At 37.9% G+C, this 24,376-nt stretch carries 22 protein-coding genes; 15 read left to right on the top strand and 7 right to left on the bottom strand.

The features are described 5' to 3' along the window. Positions 1-88: 88 nt before the first annotated feature. Positions 89-1,558, bottom strand: coding sequence for an aminotransferase class I/II-fold pyridoxal phosphate-dependent enzyme (locus tag JNUCC52_RS09310; RefSeq protein ID WP_173477908.1), 1,470 nt, complete (start codon positions 1,556-1,558; stop codon positions 89-91). Between the two features lie 146 nt (positions 1,559-1,704). Here JNUCC52_RS09310 and JNUCC52_RS09305 point away from each other — a divergent pair, with 146 nt between their 5' ends. Further along, on the top strand, positions 1,705-2,664 hold the full coding sequence (locus JNUCC52_RS09305) for an NAD(P)H-dependent flavin oxidoreductase (protein ID WP_337981954.1): 960 nt from the start codon (positions 1,705-1,707) through the stop codon (positions 2,662-2,664). A gap of 21 nt (positions 2,665-2,685) precedes the next feature. Then, positions 2,686-2,973, top strand: a complete 288-nt coding sequence (locus JNUCC52_RS09300; RefSeq protein WP_173477906.1) for a UPF0223 family protein — start codon at positions 2,686-2,688, stop codon at positions 2,971-2,973. 525 nt (positions 2,974-3,498) lie between these two features. Here the strand turns inward: JNUCC52_RS09300 and JNUCC52_RS09295 are convergent. Beyond that, positions 3,499-4,125: a YktB family protein gene (locus JNUCC52_RS09295; protein WP_173477905.1), complete on the bottom strand. Its 627-nt coding sequence runs from the start codon at positions 4,123-4,125 to the stop codon at positions 3,499-3,501. Positions 4,126-4,248: 123 nt separating this feature from the next. On the opposite strand from JNUCC52_RS09295, the gene JNUCC52_RS09290 reads away from it, so the two are divergent. After that, positions 4,249-4,446 carry a YkzI domain-containing protein gene (locus JNUCC52_RS09290; RefSeq protein WP_173477904.1) on the top strand — a complete coding sequence of 66 codons (198 nt, stop codon included), beginning with the start codon at positions 4,249-4,251 and terminating at the stop codon, positions 4,444-4,446. Between the two features lie 335 nt (positions 4,447-4,781). Further along, entirely contained in the window at positions 4,782-5,579 is a 798-nt protein-coding gene (locus JNUCC52_RS09285) for an inositol monophosphatase family protein (protein ID WP_173477903.1), read from the top strand. 53 nt (positions 5,580-5,632) lie between these two features. On the opposite strand, the gene JNUCC52_RS09280 is transcribed toward JNUCC52_RS09285, so the two are convergent. Continuing rightward, positions 5,633-6,931 (bottom strand): hypothetical protein, encoded by a 1,299-nt coding sequence (locus tag JNUCC52_RS09280; protein WP_337981953.1) that lies wholly within the window; start codon positions 6,929-6,931, stop codon positions 5,633-5,635. 149 nt (positions 6,932-7,080) lie between these two features. Here JNUCC52_RS09280 and JNUCC52_RS09275 point away from each other — a divergent pair, with 149 nt between their 5' ends. Together JNUCC52_RS09275 and JNUCC52_RS09270 are read left to right on the top strand one after the other, a co-directional pair. Then, on the top strand, positions 7,081-8,607 hold the full coding sequence (locus tag JNUCC52_RS09275; RefSeq protein ID WP_173477901.1) for an AbgT family transporter: 1,527 nt from the start codon (positions 7,081-7,083) through the stop codon (positions 8,605-8,607). A 13-nt stretch (positions 8,608-8,620) separates the two neighbouring features. Further along, the gene (locus tag JNUCC52_RS09270) at positions 8,621-9,808 is read left to right on the top strand and encodes a M20 metallopeptidase family protein (protein WP_337981952.1); all 1,188 of its coding nucleotides are present in this window, start codon (positions 8,621-8,623) and stop codon (positions 9,806-9,808) included. A gap of 414 nt (positions 9,809-10,222) precedes the next feature. Here JNUCC52_RS09270 and JNUCC52_RS09265 read toward each other — a convergent pair whose 3' ends face one another. After that, entirely contained in the window at positions 10,223-10,408 is a 186-nt protein-coding gene (locus tag JNUCC52_RS09265; RefSeq protein ID WP_173477899.1) for a DUF5325 family protein, read from the bottom strand. A gap of 141 nt (positions 10,409-10,549) precedes the next feature. Here JNUCC52_RS09265 and typA point away from each other — a divergent pair, with 141 nt between their 5' ends. From typA to JNUCC52_RS09240, 5 genes are all read left to right on the top strand, one after another. After that, positions 10,550-12,394, top strand: a complete 1,845-nt coding sequence (gene typA, locus JNUCC52_RS09260; RefSeq protein WP_173477898.1) for a translational GTPase TypA — start codon at positions 10,550-10,552, stop codon at positions 12,392-12,394. Positions 12,395-12,424: 30 nt separating this feature from the next. Then, on the top strand, positions 12,425-12,823 hold the full coding sequence (locus tag JNUCC52_RS09255; protein WP_228134385.1) for a YlaH-like family protein: 399 nt from the start codon (positions 12,425-12,427) through the stop codon (positions 12,821-12,823). Between the two features lie 267 nt (positions 12,824-13,090). Further along, positions 13,091-14,083, top strand: a complete 993-nt coding sequence (locus JNUCC52_RS09250; protein WP_173477896.1) for an ABC transporter substrate-binding protein — start codon at positions 13,091-13,093, stop codon at positions 14,081-14,083. Beyond that, a complete protein-coding gene (locus JNUCC52_RS09245) occupies positions 14,084-14,851 on the top strand; it encodes an ABC transporter ATP-binding protein (protein WP_173477895.1) in 768 nt (255 codons plus the stop codon). Continuing rightward, positions 14,844-15,638 carry an ABC transporter permease gene (locus JNUCC52_RS09240; protein ID WP_173477894.1) on the top strand — a complete coding sequence of 265 codons (795 nt, stop codon included), beginning with the start codon at positions 14,844-14,846 and terminating at the stop codon, positions 15,636-15,638. Before JNUCC52_RS09245 ends, JNUCC52_RS09240 begins: the two co-directional genes overlap by 8 nt. A 215-nt stretch (positions 15,639-15,853) precedes the next feature. Here JNUCC52_RS09240 and JNUCC52_RS09235 read toward each other — a convergent pair whose 3' ends face one another. Together JNUCC52_RS09235 and JNUCC52_RS09230 are read right to left on the bottom strand one after the other, a co-directional pair. Then, the gene (locus JNUCC52_RS09235) at positions 15,854-16,057 is read right to left on the bottom strand and encodes a YlaI family protein (protein ID WP_173477893.1); all 204 of its coding nucleotides are present in this window, start codon (positions 16,055-16,057) and stop codon (positions 15,854-15,856) included. Between the two features lie 12 nt (positions 16,058-16,069). Next, positions 16,070-16,570: a molybdopterin-binding protein gene (locus tag JNUCC52_RS09230; RefSeq protein WP_337981951.1), complete on the bottom strand. Its 501-nt coding sequence runs from the start codon at positions 16,568-16,570 to the stop codon at positions 16,070-16,072. Positions 16,571-16,752: 182 nt separating this feature from the next. On the opposite strand from JNUCC52_RS09230, the gene JNUCC52_RS09225 reads away from it, so the two are divergent. Genes JNUCC52_RS09225 through pyc form a run of 3 tightly spaced genes read left to right on the top strand, consistent with a single transcriptional unit; the run spans position 16,753 to position 21,726 of the window. Beyond that, the gene (locus JNUCC52_RS09225; RefSeq protein ID WP_173477891.1) at positions 16,753-17,034 is read left to right on the top strand and encodes an Fpa/YlaN family protein; all 282 of its coding nucleotides are present in this window, start codon (positions 16,753-16,755) and stop codon (positions 17,032-17,034) included. Between the two features lie 59 nt (positions 17,035-17,093). Beyond that, entirely contained in the window at positions 17,094-18,275 is a 1,182-nt protein-coding gene (locus JNUCC52_RS09220) for an FtsW/RodA/SpoVE family cell cycle protein (RefSeq protein ID WP_173477890.1), read from the top strand. 16 nt (positions 18,276-18,291) lie between these two features. After that, positions 18,292-21,726, top strand: coding sequence for a pyruvate carboxylase (gene pyc, locus JNUCC52_RS09215; RefSeq protein ID WP_173477889.1), 3,435 nt, complete (start codon positions 18,292-18,294; stop codon positions 21,724-21,726). 409 nt (positions 21,727-22,135) lie between these two features. Here pyc and JNUCC52_RS09210 read toward each other — a convergent pair whose 3' ends face one another. Next, positions 22,136-23,059, bottom strand: a complete 924-nt coding sequence (locus JNUCC52_RS09210) for a COX15/CtaA family protein (protein ID WP_173477888.1) — start codon at positions 23,057-23,059, stop codon at positions 22,136-22,138. A gap of 336 nt (positions 23,060-23,395) precedes the next feature. On the opposite strand from JNUCC52_RS09210, the gene cyoE reads away from it, so the two are divergent. Then, positions 23,396-24,313, top strand: coding sequence for a heme o synthase (gene cyoE / locus JNUCC52_RS09205; RefSeq protein WP_337981950.1), 918 nt, complete (start codon positions 23,396-23,398; stop codon positions 24,311-24,313). Positions 24,314-24,376 lie beyond the last annotated feature (63 nt).

The raw sequence follows: 24,376 nt of genomic DNA, 5'->3' as shown, positions 1-24,376 counted from the left end.
TTTGCAGCTTACAGTGTACCGAGTGGACAGCGCAATATGTGACGGAAATCACTGAATACTAGCATTCAGAAGAGGTAGCGTTGCATTGTTAAATAATTGCTCTACGTTCTTTAATAACACGAATCGTTTTTAATGTTGTATCTTCTGGTCCTTGAACTGGTAAACCAGCTTCAATATTCATTTGAATGTAATGAATATTTTCTTGCGTAATTATTTCCCCGGGAATAAAAATTGGAATTCCAGGTGGATAAACCATTATGAATTCAGCGCAAATGCAATTATCTGCCTCTGCAAGAGGGACTACCTCTGTATCTGCATAAAATGCATCACGAGGTGACATTGCAAGTGCTGGAATTTCAGGAACATTGACAACCGCTTCAGTAATGGCAGCTTCTGAATCAAAAGCTTTTGACATACGACCTAGTGCATTGATCAGAAGATTAATTTCTTTTTTCGTATCTGCTAATGTCACTAAACATAAAATGTTATATAAGTCTGATAATTCCACTTCGATATTTGCGTTATGACGAAGCCACTCCTCAGCTTGGTGACCTGAAATACCTAAGTCCTTTACACTAATTAACAGCTTCAATGGGTCCATATCATATGTTGCAGATGAGTGAAGCTTTTCCTTACCTGCACATTTTAAATGTGCAATTTGGTTAATGCGTTTACGTGCATCTTTTGCTAAACGCAGTGCATCGTCGATTAAATCATAGCCATGAATAGCTAGCTGACGACGAGCTGTGTCAAGTGACGCAAGTAAAGGATAGGACGTTGACGTTGTTGTCAGCATTGAAAAGACAGCCTGTACACGTTTGGCAGAAACTAACCCTTCACGTACATTTAAAATTGAAGTTTGCGTCATAGAGCCTCCAAGCTTATGTACGCTTGTTGCAGCCATATCTGCGCCAGCCTCCATTGCTGAATAGGGAAGCTCGTCATGGAATTTTATATGAACACCATGAGCTTCATCGACAACGACTGGTATATTACGACGATGGACAATTTCGACAATGCGTTTTAAATCCGCTGAGAAGCCGTAATATGTTGGATTAATGACAAGAACAGCCTTTGCGTCTGGGTATGCATTTAATGCCTTTTCAACAGCTTCTGCTGAAATACCATGAGAAATGCCATATTCACTATCTACCTCAGGATGAATAAAAATAGGAATGGCACCAGCGAAAACAATCGCTGACATAATGGATTTATGAACATTCCGTGGTACTAGAATTTTATCACCTGGACCGACGACGGTCAGAATCATCGTCATAATGGCGCCACTAGTACCTTGAACGGAAAAGAATGTATGATCAGCACCAAAGGCTTCTGCAGCAAGGGCTTGTGCATCCTTGATTGCACCTTTTGGTGAATGTAAGTCGTCTAGTGGAGCAATGTTAATTAAATCGATTGATAAAACGTTGTCGCCGACGAATTCTCGGAAAGCAGGATCCATACCGTGCCCTTTCTTATGGCCTGGAATATGGAACTGAATTGGATGTCTGTTCCGATGTTTTAGTAATACGTCGAACAATGGAGTCTCTAATTGTGACAACGCAGGTACCACCTCACTTTTATAATATCTAAGAAAACAAATGAATTATAGCACCTAACGACATGAAAAAATAGACTTTAATTAAAAAAATAAAGGGATTTTTTCAAGATTACGAGAAGATAGTATGGTACGAAAGGGGAGATTTGATGATTTGGGAGACACGTATCACCGAACTTTTAAAGATAAAATATCCAATAATTCAAGGGGGATTAGCCTATTTAGCTTATGCAGATTTAGCAGCAGCGGTGTCGAATGCTGGCGGACTAGGGCAAATAACGGCTATGAGCTTGCGAGACCCAGACTTATTGCGTGCGGAAATCCATAAAGTAAGAACATTAACTGATAAACCATTTGGTGTGAATTTTGCAATCGGTATGCATGGCACAGGCTATGAGGAGATGGTGCGAGTAGCTGTAGAAGAAGAGGTACCTGTTGTCACAATGACTGGTGGAAATCCAGCACCGATATTTGATTTACTTGCAGGAACAAATATTAAAAAACTTGTCCTTGTAGCAGCGCGTAGGCAAGCCCAGAAAGCCGAAGAGCTAGGTGCGGATGCGGTAATGGTCGTTGGACAAGAAGGTGGTGGACATCTTGGCCGTGATGATGTCGGAACGATGGTACTTGTACCACAAGTTGTAGATAGTGTGAAAATCCCTGTTATTGCGTCTGGTGGTATTGGAGACGGTCGTGGTTGGATGGCTGCACATGCACTTGGTGCAGAAGGTATTGAAATGGGTACGCGCTTTATTGCGACTAAAGAGTGTGTCGATGCATCACAAGCATATAAAGAGGCATTACTTAATAGTTCTGAGGCAGATACAACTGTTATAAAGCGTTCCATCGGGGCACCTGCTCGAGCGTTACGTAGTCATTTCACAGAGAAAATTTTAGAAATAGAACGTGAAACACCTACTTATGAGGCATTGAAAGATTATATTAGTGGCAGTGCTAATAAGCGTTTTATTTATGACGGAGAAAAAGATGCGGGCATAGGTTGGGCAGGACAAGTTACAGGAATGATTCAAGATATTCCTACAGTGGACGAGCTCATTACACGAATGGTTGCAGAAGCAGAAAGTATCCGGGTAAAATGGGGACAGTAATGTAAAGGTGGTCATGTCCAAATGGAATATTCTTATCCGTTTTCAATCGATTGGTCGACTGAAGAGATTGTCGATGTTGTTAAATTTTTTGAAGGCATCGAACTTGCTTATGAAAAGGGCATCAAACGTGAAGTGATGATGGCTAAATATCGTCGCTTTAAAGAAATTGTTCCTTCACAAGCGGAGGAAAAAACAATTTTCCGTGAATTTGAAGAGGCTAGTGGCTATGTTAGCTACCCAGTTGTGAAACAAGCAAAAGAGGCAGCTGATGGAACGATGATTAAAGTTGTTCCAAAGCAACGACGTTAAAATTCGTCACAGTTTAAAGTGAAAAGGTGTGTTAGGAAATTTCCTTGCATGCCTTTTTAATTATGTGAAAATACCGCAAAGCTTTCTGTAGAAATCATTCGAAACGATAAAACAACAAACAAAATACTGTCTGCATAGACAAATCCTACAGAAAGCACAGCGGAGTTTCCATTGCCTATTAAAAAAATTTATTAAATTACTTAGTGTAATATAGTGTTAATTAACGATAATTTGCATAAACTACAGCAATATCGATTTCTGTAACAAAATGTTCGTTAACGTTGGTGAAACAACTTCGCCAACACTTCAAAAACGAATTAAAAAGTTGAGTATAAAAGTTATCATACCCTCAATAAGCGTCGACAATACACCTTTAAGATGTTCTGTGCAATTCCTCAAAAGACCTACATTAAGACCTCGTCCAAATGTGTAAAACCTTATAAAATTCGGGTTTCAAGATCTTTCGAAGAAGTAATATTCAAGTAAGATTTTTATTCCACATTTTCATGATGAATCTTCACAAATTTATTTTCCTTGAATAATTTTATAAATAGGAAGTAATGTTTGGAATGTATCTTCTGTTAATTGTTGGAACTGTTTAAAGGACATGTTTACAGCTTCCTCTTTTGGAATATGACGACCAATGAGAAATTCCCCTTTTTTCACATCACGCAAACGTATAAGCATTTCTTCTAGTTTTTCTTCTTTCGCATCTTGTAAGGAAATGGCAGCAGGTGACATATGATCCCCAGAAACAATAAAATCTTCCGGAAGCTGTTGTAGCAAGGATTTATTGGCTAGTAAACGCTCTGCCATTAAATTTTTTTGCGGTGCTTCATAAATAATAGCCAAGACGATGAATAAATGTGTGCTCCAAAGACCAATCTGAAAGTGAGGCAACGCTTTATAACCTCTTTTATAAGGAGCGAATGCAACCCAACTGTCATTTGGTGGATTAACCGTTCTGCGGGCGTGTTTTGCTACATGGGGATAAAATTCTTCACCTAGGTGGCTGGAAAAGAAGGCGGAGAAGTTTTCTCCTAGTTTATTGAATTTTGGTCGTACACAGGAATTTAAGGCATCCATCCGTTGTTCTAAACCGTTTATTTGAAAAACATTAAAATCTTTATTAGTCCATTTTAAGGTAGACATTTTTAGTAACTCCTTTCGATTATAAGGTTTATTTTATTAAAAAAATGGGAAAAAATCTTATAACAAGAACTTTATCGAATCCTATAAGGTTTTGTAAAAAAATAAAAAAGGGAAGTGACTTTTATGAAACAAGTCGTAAAAATTATACGTAAAGTTGACATTGAAAAGCAATATGAACGCATCCTGCAATTAGAAATTGATTATGAATTAGCCTCATTGTTTTCTGCAATGAATGAGAAAGATGAGGGTGAAATAGCAAAAAGTAAAAAGCGTCTAGCCGAAATACAGATGGAGCTGGAAAGTTTGCACGCCTATGCGTAAAAAAAAATTAACCCCCATATAAAAATCACTTGCTGAATATTCTGACAGCAGGTGATTTTTGTTATTATAAAGGTTAAAATAGACAATATATCATATTAGAATTTATTGTTTTCATTTTTTAGTGAGTGTCATTGCACAATAAATGTGCTGAAAGGTGTAATATAATACATAACTCACGCTCTCTTTTCGGATAAGGGTTTACCTTTTTGATGACTAGAAACGGGGAAATGTAGTACTGCGTAGCGAACAGCAACATTGTCGCTCGTAGGCCAAGTACTAGTAAATGCGTGTGTGCACGAGTGTGAATGTTTTCTATATTCGAGGGGTGGGTTTTTATGGATTTAAAGCAAATCGATCAATATGCGAAAAGTATCATCGTAGAAGCAGGTAAACGTATACGGAATGCATTTTCGTATAATCTAGTGATCGAGACAAAATCGAATGCGAATGACCTTGTTACAAATATAGACCGAGAAACTGAATTATTTTTTATTGAACAAATTAAAGCTTTTGACCCTACCCATAAAATTTTAGGTGAAGAGGGAATGGGTGAAAAAGTCGAATCATTAGATGGTGTTGTATGGATTATTGATCCGATTGATGGAACGATGAATTTTGTGAAGCAACATCGTCACTTTATGATTTCTATTGGGATATTTATTGATGGCATAGGGAAACTTGGTTACATATATGATGTAATGCGTGAAGATTTATTCAATGCTGTTGCAGGAGAGGGAGCTTGGTATAATGCATCACCATTGCGCAAGTTACAGCCTGTAAACATTGAAGAATCTGTTATTGGCATTAATGCTCATTGGGTAGCGCCAAATCGACATATACATCATGAAAAAGTAATTGAATTAGTTCGTAAAGTGCGAGGGACGCGTTCATATGGTTCTGCTGCAATGGAAATAGCCTTTGTTGTCAGTGGGAAGCTAGATGCTTATGTGTCCATGCGATTATCTCCTTGGGACATCGCTGGAGGAATGATTATTGCTCAGGAAGTTGGAGCTATCGCAACAAACCTACATGGGGAAGGCTTTGATTTCTTACATCAGGATACGTTTATAATTGCTAACCCTGCTATCCATCAGGAATTATTAAAAAAATATATTGTCCCTTATGATTTGTAGCTTTTACATAAAAACTGTTTAGGAATTTTTTCCTAAACAGTTTTTTGTTGATGCTAATATAAATTGAGTTGATAATATTTTTTCGGACGTCCACGATTGGTGGAAGTAGTACTTGGCAATTCTACCGCTAAATTTTTTTCGTGTAGCTGTTTTAAAATGCGGTTTGCAGAACGCACGGTAATGCCTAAATGTGTGCTCAACAGTTCTCCATTAACAATAGTTGTTGCTAATCTTTCTATAACAGCCTCAATTTTTTGCAATTGCAGTAAAGGGATATCATAGGCAGCGCTTAATTTATTTAAGCGCTGCTGTTTTTCGTTATCAAACTGTAGTAATGCTCCATACAGTAACGGACCAATTTCTTTTGCATTTTCTATAATATAGCCCTGTGTTTCCTTTGAAGAACAGAGTGTTGCAGCCTTTTTTGCAAATTTCTGACTTTCTGTTAGAGAGTTACCAATTCCCCATCCTATTTTTACGGGGAATAGTAATTTATCATCTAAAAAATCTACGAGTTGACAATGTGTATACTCATTGGTTGTCATTAAAAATTGCTGATATGTTGTAATAATCGCGATATAGGATGCTTCCCGATGCACGATAAAGGTGCTGGCATATAATTGTTTAAAATCTAAAATGGCTTTATATAAAGCGATTTGCCGATACTCCAATTCATCTATATTGGATTTATCTATCGGAATTACAATATGTACAACGACTACTTTATTTAGCTCAAGTTGACGAAGGTGTAGCTGATTCACCAACTGATCCAATGTTAATTGCATGGCATGAAGCGATGGATGAAAAGCGATAAATGGTATATTTTGGTGTGCTAATCGCTCTCGCATCTCTGCAATACGAGTAAAACTTAAATCTACTTTATTATCGCGATGTAATTGAATGTGCCAGTTCGCCACTTTATCAACAATATCATTGTTTGCATACTCATTCATTGTTTGACTAAAAAGATAAGGTTGTCTTCCTAGTGACCATTCATGAATGCCGAGGTAATCGTTTTCCTCATAACAAAAATCAATGGCAATCCGATTCATAGCAATTTTATTCTCATAAAATAATTCTGTTAAGGTACGGTAAAAATCACGTTCTGAAATATCGAAATAGAGCATAGGTATAGCCATGTTTGGAAAATGTGTTTGCGTAAAAAAATAGGGAATTTGCCCGCTAAAAAGTGCACCGTCGCCCGCTATTAAATGTTGCTCTAACAGAGTGTATAGATGCTCAGAATCAGTGTAGGAATGATAATGAAATTCGCAAAAAGCGGGCTTAATTTTTTCGAGTTGCTCTACCCATGAGAGGGACAATTTAGCAGTGAAAACATTAATTTTATACATAGTATTATCTCCTTAATTTAAAATTAAATATTGAAAATATTCTAAAAATATGGTTTCTTTGTATTAAGGACACATGCTATCAATGTCTTAAAATGGTGTTTGATTGAATAGCATAAGTCGAATTTTAAACAATAGAAGGAGAGGGATTTATGCAAAAAAAATCAGACACATTAAAGAAATCTTGGATTGATAAAATGTTAGATAGTATTGAAAGGGCAGGTAATAAACTACCTGATCCTATTACACTATTTATTATTTTAGCAGGTATAGTGCTTGTTTTATCATGGATCCTATCAATGTTTGGTATTTCAGCGGTTCAACCAGGCACTGAAGATGTTATCCAAGTAAAAAATCTACTGAGTCAAGAAGGTCTTATCTTAATATTAACGCAAATGGTATCGACATTTACAGGCTTTGCTCCTTTAGGATTAGTAATCGTGACGATGATTGGTATTGGTTTAGCAGAGCAAACAGGACTTATTTCAGCCGTTATGAAAAAGCTTGTCATGTCAGCTCCAACAAAATTAATTGTGCCATTTATTATTTTCACAGGTTTAGTCGGTAATCTAGCTGCTGATGCAGCATTCATCATTTTACCACCGATTGCAGCAATGATTTTTATGAGCATTGGCCGAAATCCACTTGCTGGTTTAATTATTACATATGCAGCCGTAGCTGGGGGCTTTAGTGCCAATATTTTAATTAGTTCTCTAGATGTCTTATTATTAGGAATTACTGAATCCGCAGCGCATATTGCCAACCCAGAATATACTGGACGAGCAACGATGAACTATTACTTCTTAATTGCGTCGACGTTTTTATTAATCGTCATTGGTACATGGGTTGCGAAAAAGTTTACTGAACCTCGCTTTGGCATATTTGAAGGCAAGGTTGAAAAGTTAGAGCCACTAACAGCTTTAGAAAAACGTGGTTTACTATGGGCAGGTATAGTAACAGTCATTTATATTGTTGTCATTGCATTTATGGTCATTCCATCGAATGGTCTTTTACGTGATCCTGAAACAGGAGGCTTTTTAAATTCTCCGTTTATGTCAGGTATTGTACCGATTATGTTATTCTTCTTCCTTTTACCTGGTCTTGCCTATGGGATTGCGGCAAAAGTAGTGAAAAATGATAAGGAAGTTGCCGAGAAGATTTTTAAATCAATTGCGGATATGGCTCCCTTCATTGTTTTAGCATTTGCTGCTTCACAAATGATTGCCTTTTTTAACTGGAGTAATATTGGTGCTATTTTAGCCATTAAAGGGGCAGAGCTTTTACAAGCATTAAATTTTACAGGTTTACCAATGATGATTGGGTTTGTTTTAATTTGTGCATTCGTCAACTTATTGATCGCAAGTGCTTCTGCGAAATGGGCATTACTTGCGCCAATTTTCGTCCCAATGTTCCTTTACTTAGGTTATTCTCCAGCCGTAACGCAAATGGCGTATCGTGTAGGAGACTCAATTACAAATCCAATTACACCGATGCTTCCGTATTTCGCCATTTTACTGTCGTTTGCTAAACGCTACGATAAAAATATCGGTATCGGTACACTAATTTCAGCTTTACTACCGTTTTCTGTGTTCTTTGCAATCGGTTGGATTATACTGTTTGCCATTTGGTTCTTGCTTGGTTTACCGCTTGGACCTGGAGATTATATCTACTTAAAATAAGGAGTGTTGAACTATGACAGTTTTACAACAAGAGCAGTTAGTTGATTTATTAAAACAATATGAAGAGGAAATGATTCAGCTACGTCGTCATTTTCATGAAAATCCAGAACTTTCCTTTGAGGAAGTTGAAACACCGAAAACTATTGCGGCATTTCATCGCGCATTAGGGCATGAGGTTCGTGAAGGTGTGGGTGGTAATGGTGTTGTGGCAACGTTAGTTGGAGCTAAGCCAGGGAAAACGGTGGCATTACGAGCAGACTTTGACGCTTTAGCAATTACAGAAGAAACAGGTTTGCCTTTCCAATCAACAATAAAAGGGCGTATGCATGCTTGTGGCCATGATGGTCATACAGCTTCATTATTAATTTTAGCGAAGGCATTTAATCAAATGAAGGACAACTTAGCTGGGACAATTGTTTTTATTCATCAACATGCAGAAGAACTTGCACCAGGTGGAGCGAAATCAATGATTGCTGATGGCTGTTTAGAAGGCGTGGATGTTATTTTTGGTACACATTTATGGGCACCAACAGATCTTGGTAAAGTGCAGACCGCTATCGGACCATTTATGGCTGCGGCAGATGGCATTTATATTAAGATTAAAGGAAAGGGTGGGCATGGCTCAAATCCGAGTGATACGAAGGATTCAATCTTGCTTGCAGCGCAATTTATTACAAACTTACAGCAACTTGTAGCACGTCGTATTAATCCTTTGCGTCCAGCGGTCGTATCGGTTGGTCATATTGAGGCATTGAATCCTTTTAATGTTATTGCAGACCAAGTCTACATGAAAGGAACTGTACGAACGTTCCATGAGGAAGAACGCAATTTACTAGAACGTGAAATTGAGGAGCTATTAAAGGCAACTTGTTATTTAACAAAGGCAGACTATGAATATGAGTTTCGCCGTGGTTACCCACCAGTTGTGAATCATGCTGCAGAAACAGAACATGTAATGGCATCTGCAAGAAAGGTAACGGATGTAGTATCAGTTGATTTTGTTGAACCAACTATGGGTGGTGAAGATTTTGCTTACTACTTAGAGGAAATTCCAGGGGCATTTTTCTTTACAGGAGCAAAAAATCCTGAATGGGAGGAAGTATATCCACATCATCATCCGAAATTCGATATTGATGAACGCTCACTGCGCATTGCGGCGAATGTTTTAGGTCAAGCAACTTTAGATTACCTAGAAAATTAAAAAACGAATAGGCTAAGGATTTAACAGCCCATTTGATGAGCAATATAATTTGGGAAAGAAATGAGGAAGTAAAAGTGTTAGATTGATGGCCATCAATCTAACACTTTTTTGCTATAAATATTGCTTTCTTATGCCAAAAATAAATTCGCTTGTTGATGGTAGTTGCGGGCATACTGTGCGTTGTGAGGATTGCCGCTTACGGTGTGCTCGCCGAAAAGTGCCCGTTCAGAAGCGGGCATCAACGGCATAGCAAAAATTTAAGAACATCTTTGCGATTGTTTCTAACATCAATAAGTTATGTCCCCGCATCTTTTGTTTACAAAATAGAAGGAGCTATCCAATAAATGGACAGCTCCTTCTGAGATACTATGTCATGTTAGACACATAAATGTTGTTAGAAAGTAAATACTAGCATTAAAGTAAGCCTTGTTCTCGCAGTTTACGCTTCATTTTAAAAGCTGTCATGAAAATGACACAAGTAGCTATAATGCCTGCTAATACGCCGAATATATTACTTGCCGCTACTGAATACCCGATAGAACACATTGCTAGTACAGCTGCTAGTGCATAAATGGCCATTACGATTTTTCCACGATTCATAACCGAGCCCCCTAATTTATAATAAATTTGTGATTGAAAATATTTTTTTAGAATGAGAGAAATTCTAATAAGGACATTTACATCCTTCTTGTGCTATAATATCACAGTTAAACATTCGAAAAAAGAATATGGAGTGGAATAATGACAAACTTACGTCAAGATCTTCGCAATATCGCAATTATCGCCCACGTTGACCATGGTAAAACTACTTTAGTCGACCAATTATTAAAACAATCTGGTACATTCCGTTCAAACGAACGTGTTGAAGAACGTGCAATGGACTCTAATGATATTGAACGTGAACGCGGTATTACGATTTTAGCTAAAAATACAGCAGTAAACTATGAAGGAACTCGTATCAACATCCTTGATACGCCTGGACACGCCGACTTCGGTGGTGAGGTAGAACGTATTTTAAAAATGGTAGACGGCGTTTTACTAGTTGTCGATGCGTATGAGGGTTGTATGCCACAAACACGTTTCGTACTAAAAAAAGCATTAGAACAACGCTTAACACCAATCGTTGTAGTTAACAAAGTGGACAAAGATTCAGCTCGCCCACTAGAAGTAGTAGATGAAGTGCTTGAATTATTCATCGAGCTAGGTGCAGATGATGATCAATTAGACTTCCCAGTTGTTTATGCTTCAGGTGTAAATGGTACAGCTTCGTTAGACGCTGATCCATCTAAACAAGAAGAAAATATGAAATGTCTATTTGAAAAAATCATTGAGGCTATCCCAGCACCAGTTGATAACTCAGAAGAACCATTACAATTCCAAGTAGCTTTACTTGACTATAATGACTTCGTTGGACGTATCGGAATTGGTCGTGTATTCCGCGGAACAATTTCAGTAGGTCAACAAGTTGCGCTGATGAAATTAGACGGTACAGTGAAAAACTTCCGTGTAACAAAAATCTTTGGTTTCTTCGGTCTAAAACGTGAAGAAGTTGAGACAGCAAAAGCTGGTGACTTAATCGCCGTTTCAGGGATGGAAGATATTAACGTAGGTGAAACAGTATGTCCTGTTGAACACCAAGAGGCACTAACACCTTTACGTATCGATGAGCCAACTCTACAAATGACTTTCTTAGTAAACAACTCTCCATTCGCAGGTCGCGAAGGGAAATGGGTTACTTCTCGTAAAGTAGAAGAACGTTTACGTGCTCAATTACAAACAGACGTATCTTTACGCGTTGAAGATACTGATTCTCCTGATGCTTGGACAGTTTCAGGTCGTGGTGAGCTTCACTTATCGATCCTAATTGAAAACATGCGTCGTGAAGGTTTTGAATTACAAGTATCAAAACCACAAGTAATCGTGCGCGAAATCGATGGCGTGAAATGCGAACCATTCGAACGCGTGCAAATCGATGTACCTGAAGAAAATGTTGGTTCTATTATTGAATCTATTGGTACACGTAAAGGTGAAATGCTTGATATGGTGAACAACGGCAGTGGTCAAGTTCGTTTAACGTTCTTAGTACCAGCTCGTGGTTTAATCGGTTATACAACTGAGTTCATGTCGATGACAAAAGGTTTCGGTATTATCAACCATACGTTTGATTGCTACCAACCATTATTACCAGGAAAAATTGGTGGTCGTCACCAAGGCGTACTCGTTTCAATGGAAACTGGTAAATCGACAACTTATGGTATGATGCAAATTGAAGACCGTGGTACACTATTCTTAGAGCCAGGTACAGATATTTACGAAGGTATGATTGTTGGAGAAAATACTCGTGACGCTGATATCACTGTAAATATTACAAAAATGAAACAAAAAACTAACATCCGTTCAGCAAATAAAGACCAAACGAATGTTATTAAAAAACCACGTATTTTATCTCTAGAAGAAGCTCTAGAATACTTAGGTGATGATGAGTACTTAGAAATCACTCCAGAATCTATTCGTCTTCGTAAAAAAATTCTAGATAAAAACGAACGTGAGAAAGCAGCGAAAAAATTAAAAAACGCTGAACAATAATTTTCCGCTGAAATGAAAGGAAGAGGAGTCTTGGATATAAAGTCCGCTTTATTGGGTGAACTAAATGTTATTCAAGTTGCTACACCTGTGAATGCAGAGGAAACAACAAAAGTTTATGAAAGAATGGCTGGTATAACTAGATTTTTATACGAAAATTTACCAAGCTATGAAGTTGCAGGCTATGTTGTATTCTTTCTAGTGTTTGCACTTTCTGCAATTGTCTATAAATTAGGCTTTGCAAAAAAGTTAAAGCTATCTCAAAATATTGTCATTTATGTGTTCCTATTTTTGGGATGTATTATGTTGACATTTTTCGCGTTATTCCTACCAATGGTTGAAGGCCTCATCGTAGCGGCGTTAATTTTAATTGTATACAAAACACGTATGTGGCGAGAAAAAAGAGAAGAGCAACAAGCTGCCAATCAATAATAGTAGCTTGGCTCCTTTACCGTAAACAGTCTTAGCATTCATTTGCTAAGGCTGTTTTTTTTTCTCTCTTAAATAAAATAGTTCATTTTTGTTTGCTAGATTCAAAAAAATGGACAAATATTCTGCTTGAAAAAATACCTCATTATATTGCATTAGAAAAGGATTTATTTCCCATTACTTTTTTATGAAACATCGTAGGCACCGAAATCTTTGTGTGTGAATAAGTTAGTCTCGATAGGCTATTTATCAAATCAAGGAGGAAATGGAATGCGTTGGCTTAAAAAAGGTTTGTTAGTTAGTGGTATTGCTTTGTTGCTCCTTTCGTTGGCAGCGTGTAATAAAGCTGAGCTAGAAAAAGTAAAAGTCGGAGAAGTGACGCGCTCGATTTTCTATGCTCCGCAATATGTAGCACTTGAAAAAGGGTTCTTTGAGGAAGAGGGGCTTTCTGTAGAGCTACAAACGATTGCAGGTGGAGATAAAACGATGACTGCGTTACTTTCTGATGGTATTGATATTGCCTTGGTTGGCTCTGAGACATCCATATATGTCACTGCGCAAGGTGCCAATGATCCGATTCAAAATTTTGCGCAATTAACACAGACAGATGGCACATTTTTAGTAGCACGTGAAAAGATGGACAATTTTTCATGGGAGGATTTAAAAGGATCCACATTTTTAGGGCAGCGTAAAGGTGGAATGCCACAAATGGCAGGTGAATTTGTCCTGAAAAAGCATAGTATTGATCCTACAAAAGATTTGACGCTGATTCAAAATATTGATTTTGCCAATATTGCTACAGCCTTTGCGTCAGGAACAGGGGACTATGTACAGCTATTTGAACCGACAGCAAGTGTTTTTGAAAAAGAAGGTAAAGGCTATATTGTAGCTTCATTTGGTACTGAATCGGGTCATTTACCATATACATCCTTCATGGCAAAAAGTAGCTACTTAAAGGATGATGCTAAAACAGTGCAAGGCTTTACAAATGCACTAAAAAAAGCACAAGATTTTGTACAGGAAAAAAGTTCAGCAGAAGTTGCGAAAATAATTCAACCGTATTTTGAGAATGTAGATGTATCTTTAATTGAAACAGTAGTAGAACGCTATAAATCACAAGGTTCCTACGCAACAGATCCAATATTGGATGAGGAAGAGTGGGATAATTTACAAACTATTATGGAGGAAGCAGGTGAACTTCCTCAACGAGTAAAATATGAAGACCTTGTGAATACGAAGTTTGCAAAAAAGGCTGCGGAGTAAATGGAGTTTTTAAAACTAGAACATATTCACCATAGTTATTTCTCCAGTACGCAGGCGAAGGAAGTTTTACGTGACATTAACCTAGATATTCGCGAAGGTGAGTTTGTTTCCTTTATAGGGCCAAGTGGCTGTGGGAAAACAACTCTATTGTCTATTATTGCTGGGTTGTTTCCTGCAACAGAAGGCAAGGTGTTTATTGATGGGGAAATCATTGCACCACACAATCAATCGCTTATTGGCTATATGCTTCAACAGGATTACTTATTTCCTTGGAAAACGATTGAGGATAATGTCACAATTGGATTAAAAATAATGCAGCGAGATAATAAGACGCATAAAGTAACTGCAAATGCGCTCTTACAAGAAGTGGGTTTACCGCATGTTGGAAGTTATTACCCGAGAGAATTGTCAGGAGGAATGCGTCAACGCGTTGCACTAGCAAGGACTTTGGCAGTAAATCCGAAAATTTTACTGCTAGATGAGCCGTTCTCAGCACTTGATTATCAATCGAAATTAAAGCTTGAGGACTTAGTCGTCGAAACATTAAAGGCCTATCAAAAAACCGCAATTCTTGTCACACATGATATTGGTGAGGCAATTGCGATGAGTGAACGAGTTTTTCTCTTCTCAGCCAATCCTGGTACGTTACACAAAGTGTTTGAAATACCTTCTGCGTTACAACAGCTATCTCCTTTCGATGTAAGGCAGCATCCAGCGTATTCAGAAGTATTCCAAACGATTTGGAAGGAGCTGGAGAGCCTTGGATAACACATTGTTTAAACAGTATCAACAATTGCTAAAAAAGGAAAAACGCTATGTTCGATTATATCAAATTATTATTTTAATCGCCTTTTTTGGAGGGTGGGAGTTACTATCAAGGCTTGAATGGATCGATCGTTTAATCTTTAGCTCGCCCACAAATGTTTGGCATACGTTTATTGAAAAAGTAAGTGACGGCTCGCTCACATTACATGTCGGTGTGACGTTAATGGAAACAATTATCGGTTTTATTGCAGGTACATTACTAGGAACTATAATTGCCACTGTTTTATGGTGGTCACCGATGCTATCAAAAATACTTGATCCTTATTTAGTTATTTTAAATGCAATGCCGAAAGTAGCACTAGGACCAATTTTAATTGTGGCACTTGGCCCAGGGTATTTTTCGATTATAGCAATGGGTGCACTCATTTCAATCATCATTACAACGATTGTCGTTTACACCGCCTTTAAAGGTGTTGACCCAAATTACAGTAAGGTATTGCAAACTTTTGGTGCGACGCGGTGGCAAACTTTTAAAGAGGTTATTTTGCCTGCATCCTTCCCAACAATTATTTCAACTTTAAAAGTTAATGTTGGATTATCGTGGGTAGGTGTTATAGTCGGTGAGTTTTTAGTTGCTTCAAAGGGACTTGGCTATTTAATCATTTATGGCTTCCAAGTATTTAACTTTAATCTTGTCCTTATGTCACTGCTCATAATTGCTTTCTTTGCAACAATCATGTATCAAGTCGTCGAATTAATCGAGAAAGTAATTATTAAAAATAATGGATAAATAAAAACGCAAAACCTGTTTTAACAAGGTTTTGCGTTTTAAAGCATGGATTTCCACTCCAGGCGTGCGCTTTCCGCGGGCACAGCGTAAGCCGCAACCCTCGCTGTCGCGCGGATTGTTGCGTCTAACGTATTGTGCGTCCCCGCAGGAGTCTACGTGAATTTTTACTTAGCAAAATTCAGAATAGTGTGTGTGCCTGGCACTCCAAGTGGTGCTTAAAATTCTTTATCCATTTGTGGTGAGGTACGATAAAAACGGAAGTTCCCTGTTTCTATTCGTGTCACCGTATTTTCTTTAATACGATCGTGACATGTATCGCACATATACGTATGAATTGGGCGATTTCGTAGTTTTTTTGCTAACGGTAAATCATCATCTAACTGGTTAATAGTATCGCAAATGACACATTTTACGCGCATCGCATTCCCTCCCTATTCCGCACGAACGGCTAATACATTTTTGATAGGGTTGTCTACATTCGAGCCGTCTCCAAATAATATATGGACAGGGCCATCTTCAGCTAAAGGTTTGCCATCTTGGCTGTATTTAAAAATTAATGTCTGTGCTTCTTCGATTGAAAATGCATGTTCTTCACCGTCTTTGCATTCAATGACGATATTTGTCGCCTCTGGTTTAAGTTCAGCATTTTTCAAGAAATGACTTAATTCGATACCGAAAGTACCTGTTTCCATCCCTTTACGATCGAATTTACGTTCTGATTTTAAAGTTGGTGGGAAAGTAGCACCTTCCATAATTTCACGTGACCAGTGAGCACCGACTTCACGCATATATTTTGTATCCGCATCTTCCTCTACTTCTCTTGCTTGGAAGTACGTATTTAAGTCTAGTTTACGATCGTCAAAAATCCAAACAGTTGGATCTAATGTAAGCTGATACGAAACTGCACCCTTGATAGGAATAATTGTTTCCATAATAGAAATCCTCCTCAAATCTTGTATATCCATGAATTAGTATAACGCTAATACAAGGAGATAATAAAGAAATATAATTTGGATTCTTTATTTTCCAACGAAGACACTTGCATTTTTATCGACTAAAAGATAAACTTTATTAAGATAGAATCGAAGAAATATCAGATAATGGGGGCGTCCTCATGGATACGAAATCACAAACTTCCTTTCAAGAGAAGGCTTTGGAGCTTTTAGTAGCTGATGCAGATAAAATTGCTCGCCTCATTCGAGTACAAATGGATCATTTAACGATGCCACAATGCCCTTTATATGAAGAAGTATTAGATACACAAATGTTCGGCCTTTCACGTGAAATTGACTTTGCTGTGAAGCTTGGACTTATTGAACGCGATAAAGGCAAAGCAATTCTCGATTCACTCGAGAAAGAACTTTCTGTACTACATGACGCGTATACAGACAAATAAAAAGAAAAAACTCAAACGCTGCTGCGATTTGAGTTTTTTTACTAGAACGAGGTTTTCCAATGAAACAATACTTAAAACGATATGCTCAAAATTTTGATTATCCACTATTTTTTACTGTCTTGTTGTTAAGTTTATTTGGATTAGTGATGATATATAGTTCAAGTATGATGGTAGCAATTGTCCAAAAAGAACAAGCGCCTGATTATTTTTATCAAAAACAATTAATTAACTTAGCTGTCGCGTCTTTAGGATTTTTGGTAGCAGCATTTTTCCCTTATAAGCATTATGCAAATAAGAATATTATGTTGTTACTGACGATTGTATTAATTGTTCTCTTTACATGGGTAAAAGTAGCAGGTAATGGCGCAGAGGAAGTAGGCTCTCAAAGTTGGATTCATGTCCCAGGATTCGGGAATTTCCAGCCTTCTGAATATGCGAAACTATTTATAATTTTATATTTTGCAGCAGCATTTTATCGAAAATCTCAAAAATATACATTTGAAAAGCTACAGCCAACAGAAATTTTTTATCCGATTTTCCTTTGGATTCTTGTTGTTGCGGGTGTGGCATTTGAAACAGATTTAGGTGCTGTCATTATTTTATGTGGCATTGCAGTATCTGTTGTAGCGGCAAGTGGTATTCCTTTTAAAACGTTTTGGAAGTTTTTTGGCGTATTAGGTGCATTTGGTGCAGCCATTCTTGGTATGCTTTGGCTCTTTAAGGGCGAATTATTAAAAGGAAATCGTAAAGGACGTATCGAGTCATATTTCAATCCGTTCGATTTTGAAAACGGGGTAGGTCACCAAGTTGTCAATAGTTATTATGCAATTGGTGGTGGTGGTCTAGAAGGTCGAGGACTCGGACAATCTATTCAAAAATTAGGATATTTACCTGAACCTCAAACCGACTTTATTATGGCAATAGTGATGGAGGAACTTGGTGTATGGGGCGTGCTAATCGTCTTAGGCGGTTTGGGATTTATTGTATATAAAGGTTTTTCAATTGCATTGAGAACAAAAGATCCGCTAGCACGAATGATAGCGGCAGGTATTGCGAGCTGGATAGCTTGGCAATCGTTTATTAATCTTGGGGGTGTAACTGGGTTAATCCCGTTAACCGGTGTCACGCTGCCTTTCATTAGTTATGGCGGGACATCTATAATTTTGCTATCTTTAGCTATGGGGATATTGGTCAATGTTTCCATGTTTGAAAGGGTAGAAAGAAAAAAATCACAAACATAACATAAGGGGGATACCTATGGAATCAATCAACAAAATCCTTGTAGCCAATCGGGGAGAAATTGCAATTCGAATTTTCCGTGCGTGTACGGAGCTCAACATTAACACTGTCGCTATCTATTCACGAGAAGATAGTGGGGCATTCCATCGCTTTAAAGCAGATGAAGCTTATTTAGTAGGGGCAGGTAAGAAGCCCATCGATGCGTATTTAGATATTGAGGGCATCATTGCAATTGCTAAGGATGCAGGCGTTGATGCGATTCATCCAGGGTATGGTTTTTTATCAGAAAACGTGGATTTTGCACGTCGTTGTGAGGAAGAGGGCATTTTATTCATTGGTCCAACTTCACAGCATTTAGATATGTTTGGTGATAAAGTAAAAGCACGTGAACAAGCTATTAAAGCAAATATTCCTGTCATTCCAGGTACAGACGGTCCAGTTGCTTCTGTAGAAGAAGTACAAGCTTTTGGTGAGCAATATGGATATCCGCTTATGATCAAGGCTTCCTTAGGTGGCGGTGGGCGCGGAATGCGTGTCGTACAAACAAAGGAAGATGTGGCGTCCGCTTATGAACGTGCCAAGTCAGAGGCAAAGGCAGCGTTTGGTTCGGATGACGTATATGTAGAAAAGTGCATTCTCCAACCAAAGCATATTGAAGTACAAATTATAGGCGATAAAATGGGCAATATTGTGCATTTATATGAGCGTGATTGCTCAATCCAACGCCGTCACCAAAAGGTGGTAGAAATCGCGCCATCAAATTCGATTTCAGAAAATTTAAGAAATAAGATTTGTGATGCTGCGGTTCAGCTAATGGAAAATGTCTCGTACATAAATGCAGGGACAGTCGAGTTTTTAGTTGCAGGCGATGATTTCTATTTCATCGAGGTTAACCCTCGCATTCAAGTAGAACATACAATTACGGAAATGATTACAGGTATCGATATTGTACATGCACAAATTAAAGTAGCGGCAGGCTACGGCTTGCATAGCGAGGAAATTCATATTCCACAACAAGCGGATATTCCGATGATTGGTTATGCAATCCAATCGCGTGTTACAACAGAAGACCCAGCTAATGACTTTATGCCAGATACAGGAAAGCTAATGGTATATCGTTCAAGCGGTGGTTTCGGTGTTCGTTTAGATGCTGGTAATGGCTTCCAAGGGGCCGTTGTTACACCGTACTATGATTCGTTGCTCGTAAAAATTTCAACTTCAGGGATGACGTTTAAGGAAGCCGCAGCGAAAATGGATCGGAACTTAAAAGAATTCCGTATTCGTGGGGTAAAAACAAATATTCCATTTTTAAATAATGTAGTAACTCATAAAAATTTTATCGAAGGCACATTTGATACAAGCTTTATCGATACAACGCCTGAATTATTTAACTTCCCAGTACGCCAAGACCGCGGAACAAAACTACTTAGCTATATTGGTAATGTGACGTTAAATGGTTTCCCTGGTGTAGAAAATAAGGCCAAGCCAATCTTTGCGCAGCCTATTAAACCGCTAGTAGATTTAAAAGGACAGCCACTATCAGGAACAAAACAAATTTTAGATGAACAAGGTGCAGATGGGCTGAAAAAATGGATTTTAGCACAGCAAGATGTGCTATTAACGGATACAACATTCCGTGACGCACATCAATCTTTACTAGCAACACGCGTACGTTCTCAAGATATGTACCAAATTGCAGATGAAACTGCACGTATGATGCATAACTTCTTCTCACTTGAAATGTGGGGAGGCGCAACGTTTGACGTAGCGTATCGTTTCTTAAAGGAAGATCCATGGGAGCGTTTAGCGAAACTGCGTGCGCAAATACCTAATGTACTGTTCCAAATGTTAGTGCGCGGGGCGAATGCTGTAGGTTATACAAACTATCCAGATAATTTAATTCGAGAGTTTATTGCTGAGTCGGCTGCATCAGGCATTGATGTATTCCGTATTTTCGATAGCTTAAACTGGATTAAAGGTATGGAAGTGGCAATTGATGCGGCAAGAGATGCAGGCAAGATTGCTGAAGCTGCAATTTGCTACACAGGAGATATTTTAGATGATGGGCGTGCGAAATACTCCGTACAGTATTACAAAGATATGGCGAAGTCTCTAGAGGCGTCAGGAGCCCATATTTTAGCGATTAAGGATATGGCTGGGCTATTGAAGCCAGAAGCTGCATATCGCCTAATTTCAGAGTTAAAAGAAGCGACAAGCCTACCTATTCATTTGCACACGCATGATACGAGTGGCAACGGAATTTATTTATATGCAAAAGCGATTGAAGCAGGGGTCGATATTTTAGATACAGCACTCGGTGCAATGGCTGGTTTAACGTCACAGCCAAGTGCGAACTCATTGTATTATGCAATGAAGGGTAGCCAACGTGAAATTCGTGCCGATATTGAATCGCTTGAAAAGCTTTCATACTATTGGGAGGATGTTCGTAAATACTATAAAGATTTCGAGAGCGGTATGATTAGTCCGCATTCTGAAATTTATGTCCATGAAATGCCAGGTGGACAATACAGTAACCTACAGCAGCAAGCTAAGGCTGTTGGACTTGGCGATCGATGGGATGAAGTAAAACGGATGTACTCACGTGTAAACTTATTATTTGGAGACATCGTAAAAGTAACGCCGTCATCGAAGGTAGTTGGAGATATGGCATTATTCATGGTGCAAAATGAGTTGAATGAAGAAACGGTTATATCAAGAGGACAAACAATTGATTTCCCAGATTCAGTAATTGAATTATTCCAAGGGTATATAGGGCAACCACATGGCGGCTTCCCCGAGGAGCTTCAAAAAGTAGTATTGAAAGAGCGCGAACCAATTACTGTTCGTCCAGGTGAACTGTTAGAGCCAGTGAACTTTGAACAGCTAGAGGAAGTATTGGCGGACAAATTAAATCGACCTGTTACGAAGAAAGACTTACTTGCCTATGCTTTGTACCCGAAAGTATTTGAAGAGTATGCTAAAACTGTAGCGTCATTTGGTAATATTTCAGTTTTAGACACACCTACGTTCTTGTACGGTTTAAAGCTAGGTGAAGAAATTGAAGTAGAGATTGAAAAAGGTAAAACGTTAATTATTAAACTAGTATCGATTGGTGAGCCACAGCATGATGGTACACGTGTTATGTACTTTGAGCTAAATGGTCAATCACGAGAACTTGTCATTCAAGATATGACAGTAGAAGTGGATGGCAGCATAGCACTAAAGGCTGACCCAAGTAATCCAAATCAAATTGGGGCGACAATGCCAGGTACTGTTTTAAAGGTCGTAGTATCTAAGGGTAGTCCTGTTAAACGTGGTGACCACTTGTTAATTACCGAAGCCATGAAAATGGAGACAACTGTACAAGCGCCAAAAGACGGTGTTGTAAAAGAGGTATATGCAAGTGCGGGCGATGCTATTTCAACAGGTGACTTATTAATTGAAATTGAATAATTAATATAGAAGAAGGTTAGTAGTGTGCTCCTATAGCACACTACTAACCTTTTTTTTATGTAAAAGAATAGTAGGAAGTGCTCAAGAAGAAATATAATCTAAATCACTATAAAAATCGTTTTAATAGTAAAAACGATTTTACTATTATATATGAAGAAATCCACTTTTTTTAGCTTAAGGTATAAGCAGATTCATGTTTGTTGATGCTGTTGTTGTATTATTTATAGTTTCTTGTGAAAGGATTTATAGTGGGACTGGACTAAGAACCATTTATATGAAGTGTCAAAAAAGTAATATAAATTAACTGTTTCTTAACAAAGTTCATGCATGTGAAAATTCTTTCTTTTAGAAGAGCATGAAGTGGGGTAAATAAAAAAAGATTCGACAGTGCCGAATCCTTTTCCAAACGTTACTTATTTTTTTCATTATAATTGCTACGTGCTACAAGCATAATCATGTAACAAAGGAGACCAAATAATAGAGAAATGAACAATGAATGCAATAATGCTACAGTTAAATTCAATCTAGTAAGGACTACTGACATACCAGCTAAAACTTGTAATATAACGATGATGAAAGCAATAATCCAGCCGTAATAAATAACACGTTGTTGTTTGTATTCTTTTATTACGTGCCAAGTTATGTATGTAATCCAAATGAAAATAATAATAGCTGCAAGTCGATGTCCCATTTGTACCCATTCGTACATATTGTTTGGTGAGGCAAACGGTGTTTCATTGTAGCAAAATGGCCAGTCTGGGCATACTAAACTAGAATCAGTATGTCGAACGAGTGCCCCTGTATAAACAACTAAATAAGAATAAATTGTGACAGCAATTGTATGCCAACGTAGTTTTTTCCCAATAAATACGTTATCTGCATCAAACTTTCGATCAACTTCAAATACAATCATAGAAAGAATAAGAACGGCAGCAAAAGAAATAAGTGAGATTCCAAAGTGAAGTGCTAGAATGAAGTCTCCTTGTCCCCATAGTACTTGAGCTGCTCCAATTAGTGCCTGTGCGATTAAGAAGAACATCGATAAAAAGCCTAAAAATTTTACTTCACGAATATGTCCAAGTTTCCGCCATGTCCAAATGGTTAAGACAAGAATTGAAATTGATACGACTCCTGTGACAACGCGATGCGAGAATTCGATTAATACTTCTGTTGTAATTTCTTTTGGGATAAGAGATCCATTACAATCTGGCCAGTTTCTACCGCAGCCTAAGCCACTATCTGTTTTAGTAACGAGTGCCCCGCCTAGTAAAATAAGGAGCATTCCCACTGTAGCGGCAACAGCAAACCACTTCATATACCTGTTGTGTTGCATAAAATGAGTCACCTACTTTATCTATCAATATTACATGAAAGTAATGTTTCTGCTACTAGATAATATCTAAAATACGTTTAAAAAACAACTTGTAAGGAGTAGGGAGTTTTAGATGTTGATTCCATTTCACAAATTGTTCATAATTTCGTGCTTTAACCTTCACAATTCAATTTGGAAAATGATTTACTATAGATATGTTGTTTTTAATTATATTTCTAGACAAAGCTAATTTTTACAACTTCATCTAAATTTCACTAAACGTCTAGAAATCAATCGCAAATTTCGCTATAGTTATTGTTAGCGGAATATGCTTACAAAAATGAAAGGAGAGGTAACATGTCAAACGGTCGTACGTTTTCAGCTACTAGAAATACTAAACCAGGAACTTCATCCGTTGTAAAAGATTTCTTAGCACTAATAAAAATTGGAATCGTCAACTCGAATCTTGTCACAACGTTTACAGGGATGTGGCTAGCATTTCAATTTACTGGTAGACATTTCTTGCAAGAGCTTGATGTTTTAGTTTGTATCATGCTTGGTGCTGCATTAATTATTGGCGGTTCTGGTGCAATGAATAATTTCATTGATCGAGATATTGACCCTATTATGAAACGCACAAAGACAAGACCGACAGTAACAGGTAGATTTAAGCTGAACTTTGTATTGACTATTGCCCTCTCATTTTTAATTGTAGGTGAAATTTTGTTATTTACGGCATCATTTGCGGCCGGCATGTGGGGACTAGTTGGAATATTCGCTTATGTTGTTCTATATTCAATGTGGTCAAAGAGAAAGCATGTTAGTAACACGATCGTTGGAAGTATTTCAGGGGCGATTCCACCAGTAATTGGTTTTGCAGCAGTGGAACCTACTCTGGGCCCAGGAGCACTTGCCCTATTTCTTATCATGTTTGTATGGCAACCACCGCATTTTTATGCGCTTGCTATGAAACGTACTGAAGAATATCGTGCAGCTAATATACCAATGCTACCAGTTGTAAAAGGTTTTAAACGAACGAAGTACTCAATGTTTTTCTGGATTCTTTTATTATTACCGTTACCGTTCCTTTTACCTGAGCTTGGAACTGGATTCTTAGTGCTTGCGACTACTTTGAACGTAGGCTGGTTATTACTAGCTTTAAAGGGCTTTACCACAAAAGACGATATGAAGTGGGCAAATAAAATGTTTATTTATTCATTGAATCATATGACCATACTATTTGTGGCTATCATAATATTTGCGGTATTCAGCTAATTTGGAATTCTTTCTTTCACAAGAATTCATATAGATAGAACCAATGTCCTAGGTACACATGAA

The organism is Lysinibacillus sp. JNUCC-52, assembly GCF_015999545.1.
Classification (GTDB): domain Bacteria; phylum Bacillota; class Bacilli; order Bacillales_A; family Planococcaceae; genus Lysinibacillus.
The sequence above is the reverse complement of the archived record's forward strand: the minus strand, read 5'-3'. Positions and strand labels throughout refer to the sequence as shown.

Bases quoted from the DNA above. Each gene is read 5' to 3' on its own strand.
- JNUCC52_RS09305 (WP_337981954.1), top strand. From the start codon at position 1,705: ATGATTTGGGAGACACGTATCACCGAACTTTTAAAGATAAAATATCCA.
- JNUCC52_RS09300 (WP_173477906.1), top strand. From the start codon at position 2,686: ATGGAATATTCTTATCCGTTTTCAATCGATTGGTCGACTGAAGAGATT.
- JNUCC52_RS09295 (WP_173477905.1), bottom strand. From the start codon at position 4,125: ATGTCTACCTTAAAATGGACTAATAAAGATTTTAATGTTTTTCAAATA.
- JNUCC52_RS09290 (WP_173477904.1), top strand. From the start codon at position 4,249: ATGAAACAAGTCGTAAAAATTATACGTAAAGTTGACATTGAAAAGCAA.
- JNUCC52_RS09285 (WP_173477903.1), top strand. From the start codon at position 4,782: ATGGATTTAAAGCAAATCGATCAATATGCGAAAAGTATCATCGTAGAA.
- JNUCC52_RS09280 (WP_337981953.1), bottom strand. From the start codon at position 6,931: ATGTATAAAATTAATGTTTTCACTGCTAAATTGTCCCTCTCATGGGTA.
- JNUCC52_RS09275 (WP_173477901.1), top strand. From the start codon at position 7,081: ATGCAAAAAAAATCAGACACATTAAAGAAATCTTGGATTGATAAAATG.
- JNUCC52_RS09270 (WP_337981952.1), top strand. From the start codon at position 8,621: ATGACAGTTTTACAACAAGAGCAGTTAGTTGATTTATTAAAACAATAT.
- JNUCC52_RS09265 (WP_173477899.1), bottom strand. From the start codon at position 10,408: ATGAATCGTGGAAAAATCGTAATGGCCATTTATGCACTAGCAGCTGTA.
- typA (WP_173477898.1), top strand. From the start codon at position 10,550: ATGACAAACTTACGTCAAGATCTTCGCAATATCGCAATTATCGCCCAC.
- JNUCC52_RS09250 (WP_173477896.1), top strand. From the start codon at position 13,091: ATGCGTTGGCTTAAAAAAGGTTTGTTAGTTAGTGGTATTGCTTTGTTG.
- JNUCC52_RS09245 (WP_173477895.1), top strand. From the start codon at position 14,084: ATGGAGTTTTTAAAACTAGAACATATTCACCATAGTTATTTCTCCAGT.
- JNUCC52_RS09235 (WP_173477893.1), bottom strand. From the start codon at position 16,057: ATGCGCGTAAAATGTGTCATTTGCGATACTATTAACCAGTTAGATGAT.
- JNUCC52_RS09230 (WP_337981951.1), bottom strand. From the start codon at position 16,570: ATGGAAACAATTATTCCTATCAAGGGTGCAGTTTCGTATCAGCTTACA.
- JNUCC52_RS09225 (WP_173477891.1), top strand. From the start codon at position 16,753: ATGGATACGAAATCACAAACTTCCTTTCAAGAGAAGGCTTTGGAGCTT.
- JNUCC52_RS09220 (WP_173477890.1), top strand. From the start codon at position 17,094: ATGAAACAATACTTAAAACGATATGCTCAAAATTTTGATTATCCACTA.
- pyc (WP_173477889.1), top strand. From the start codon at position 18,292: ATGGAATCAATCAACAAAATCCTTGTAGCCAATCGGGGAGAAATTGCA.
- JNUCC52_RS09210 (WP_173477888.1), bottom strand. From the start codon at position 23,059: ATGCAACACAACAGGTATATGAAGTGGTTTGCTGTTGCCGCTACAGTG.
- cyoE (WP_337981950.1), top strand. From the start codon at position 23,396: ATGTCAAACGGTCGTACGTTTTCAGCTACTAGAAATACTAAACCAGGA.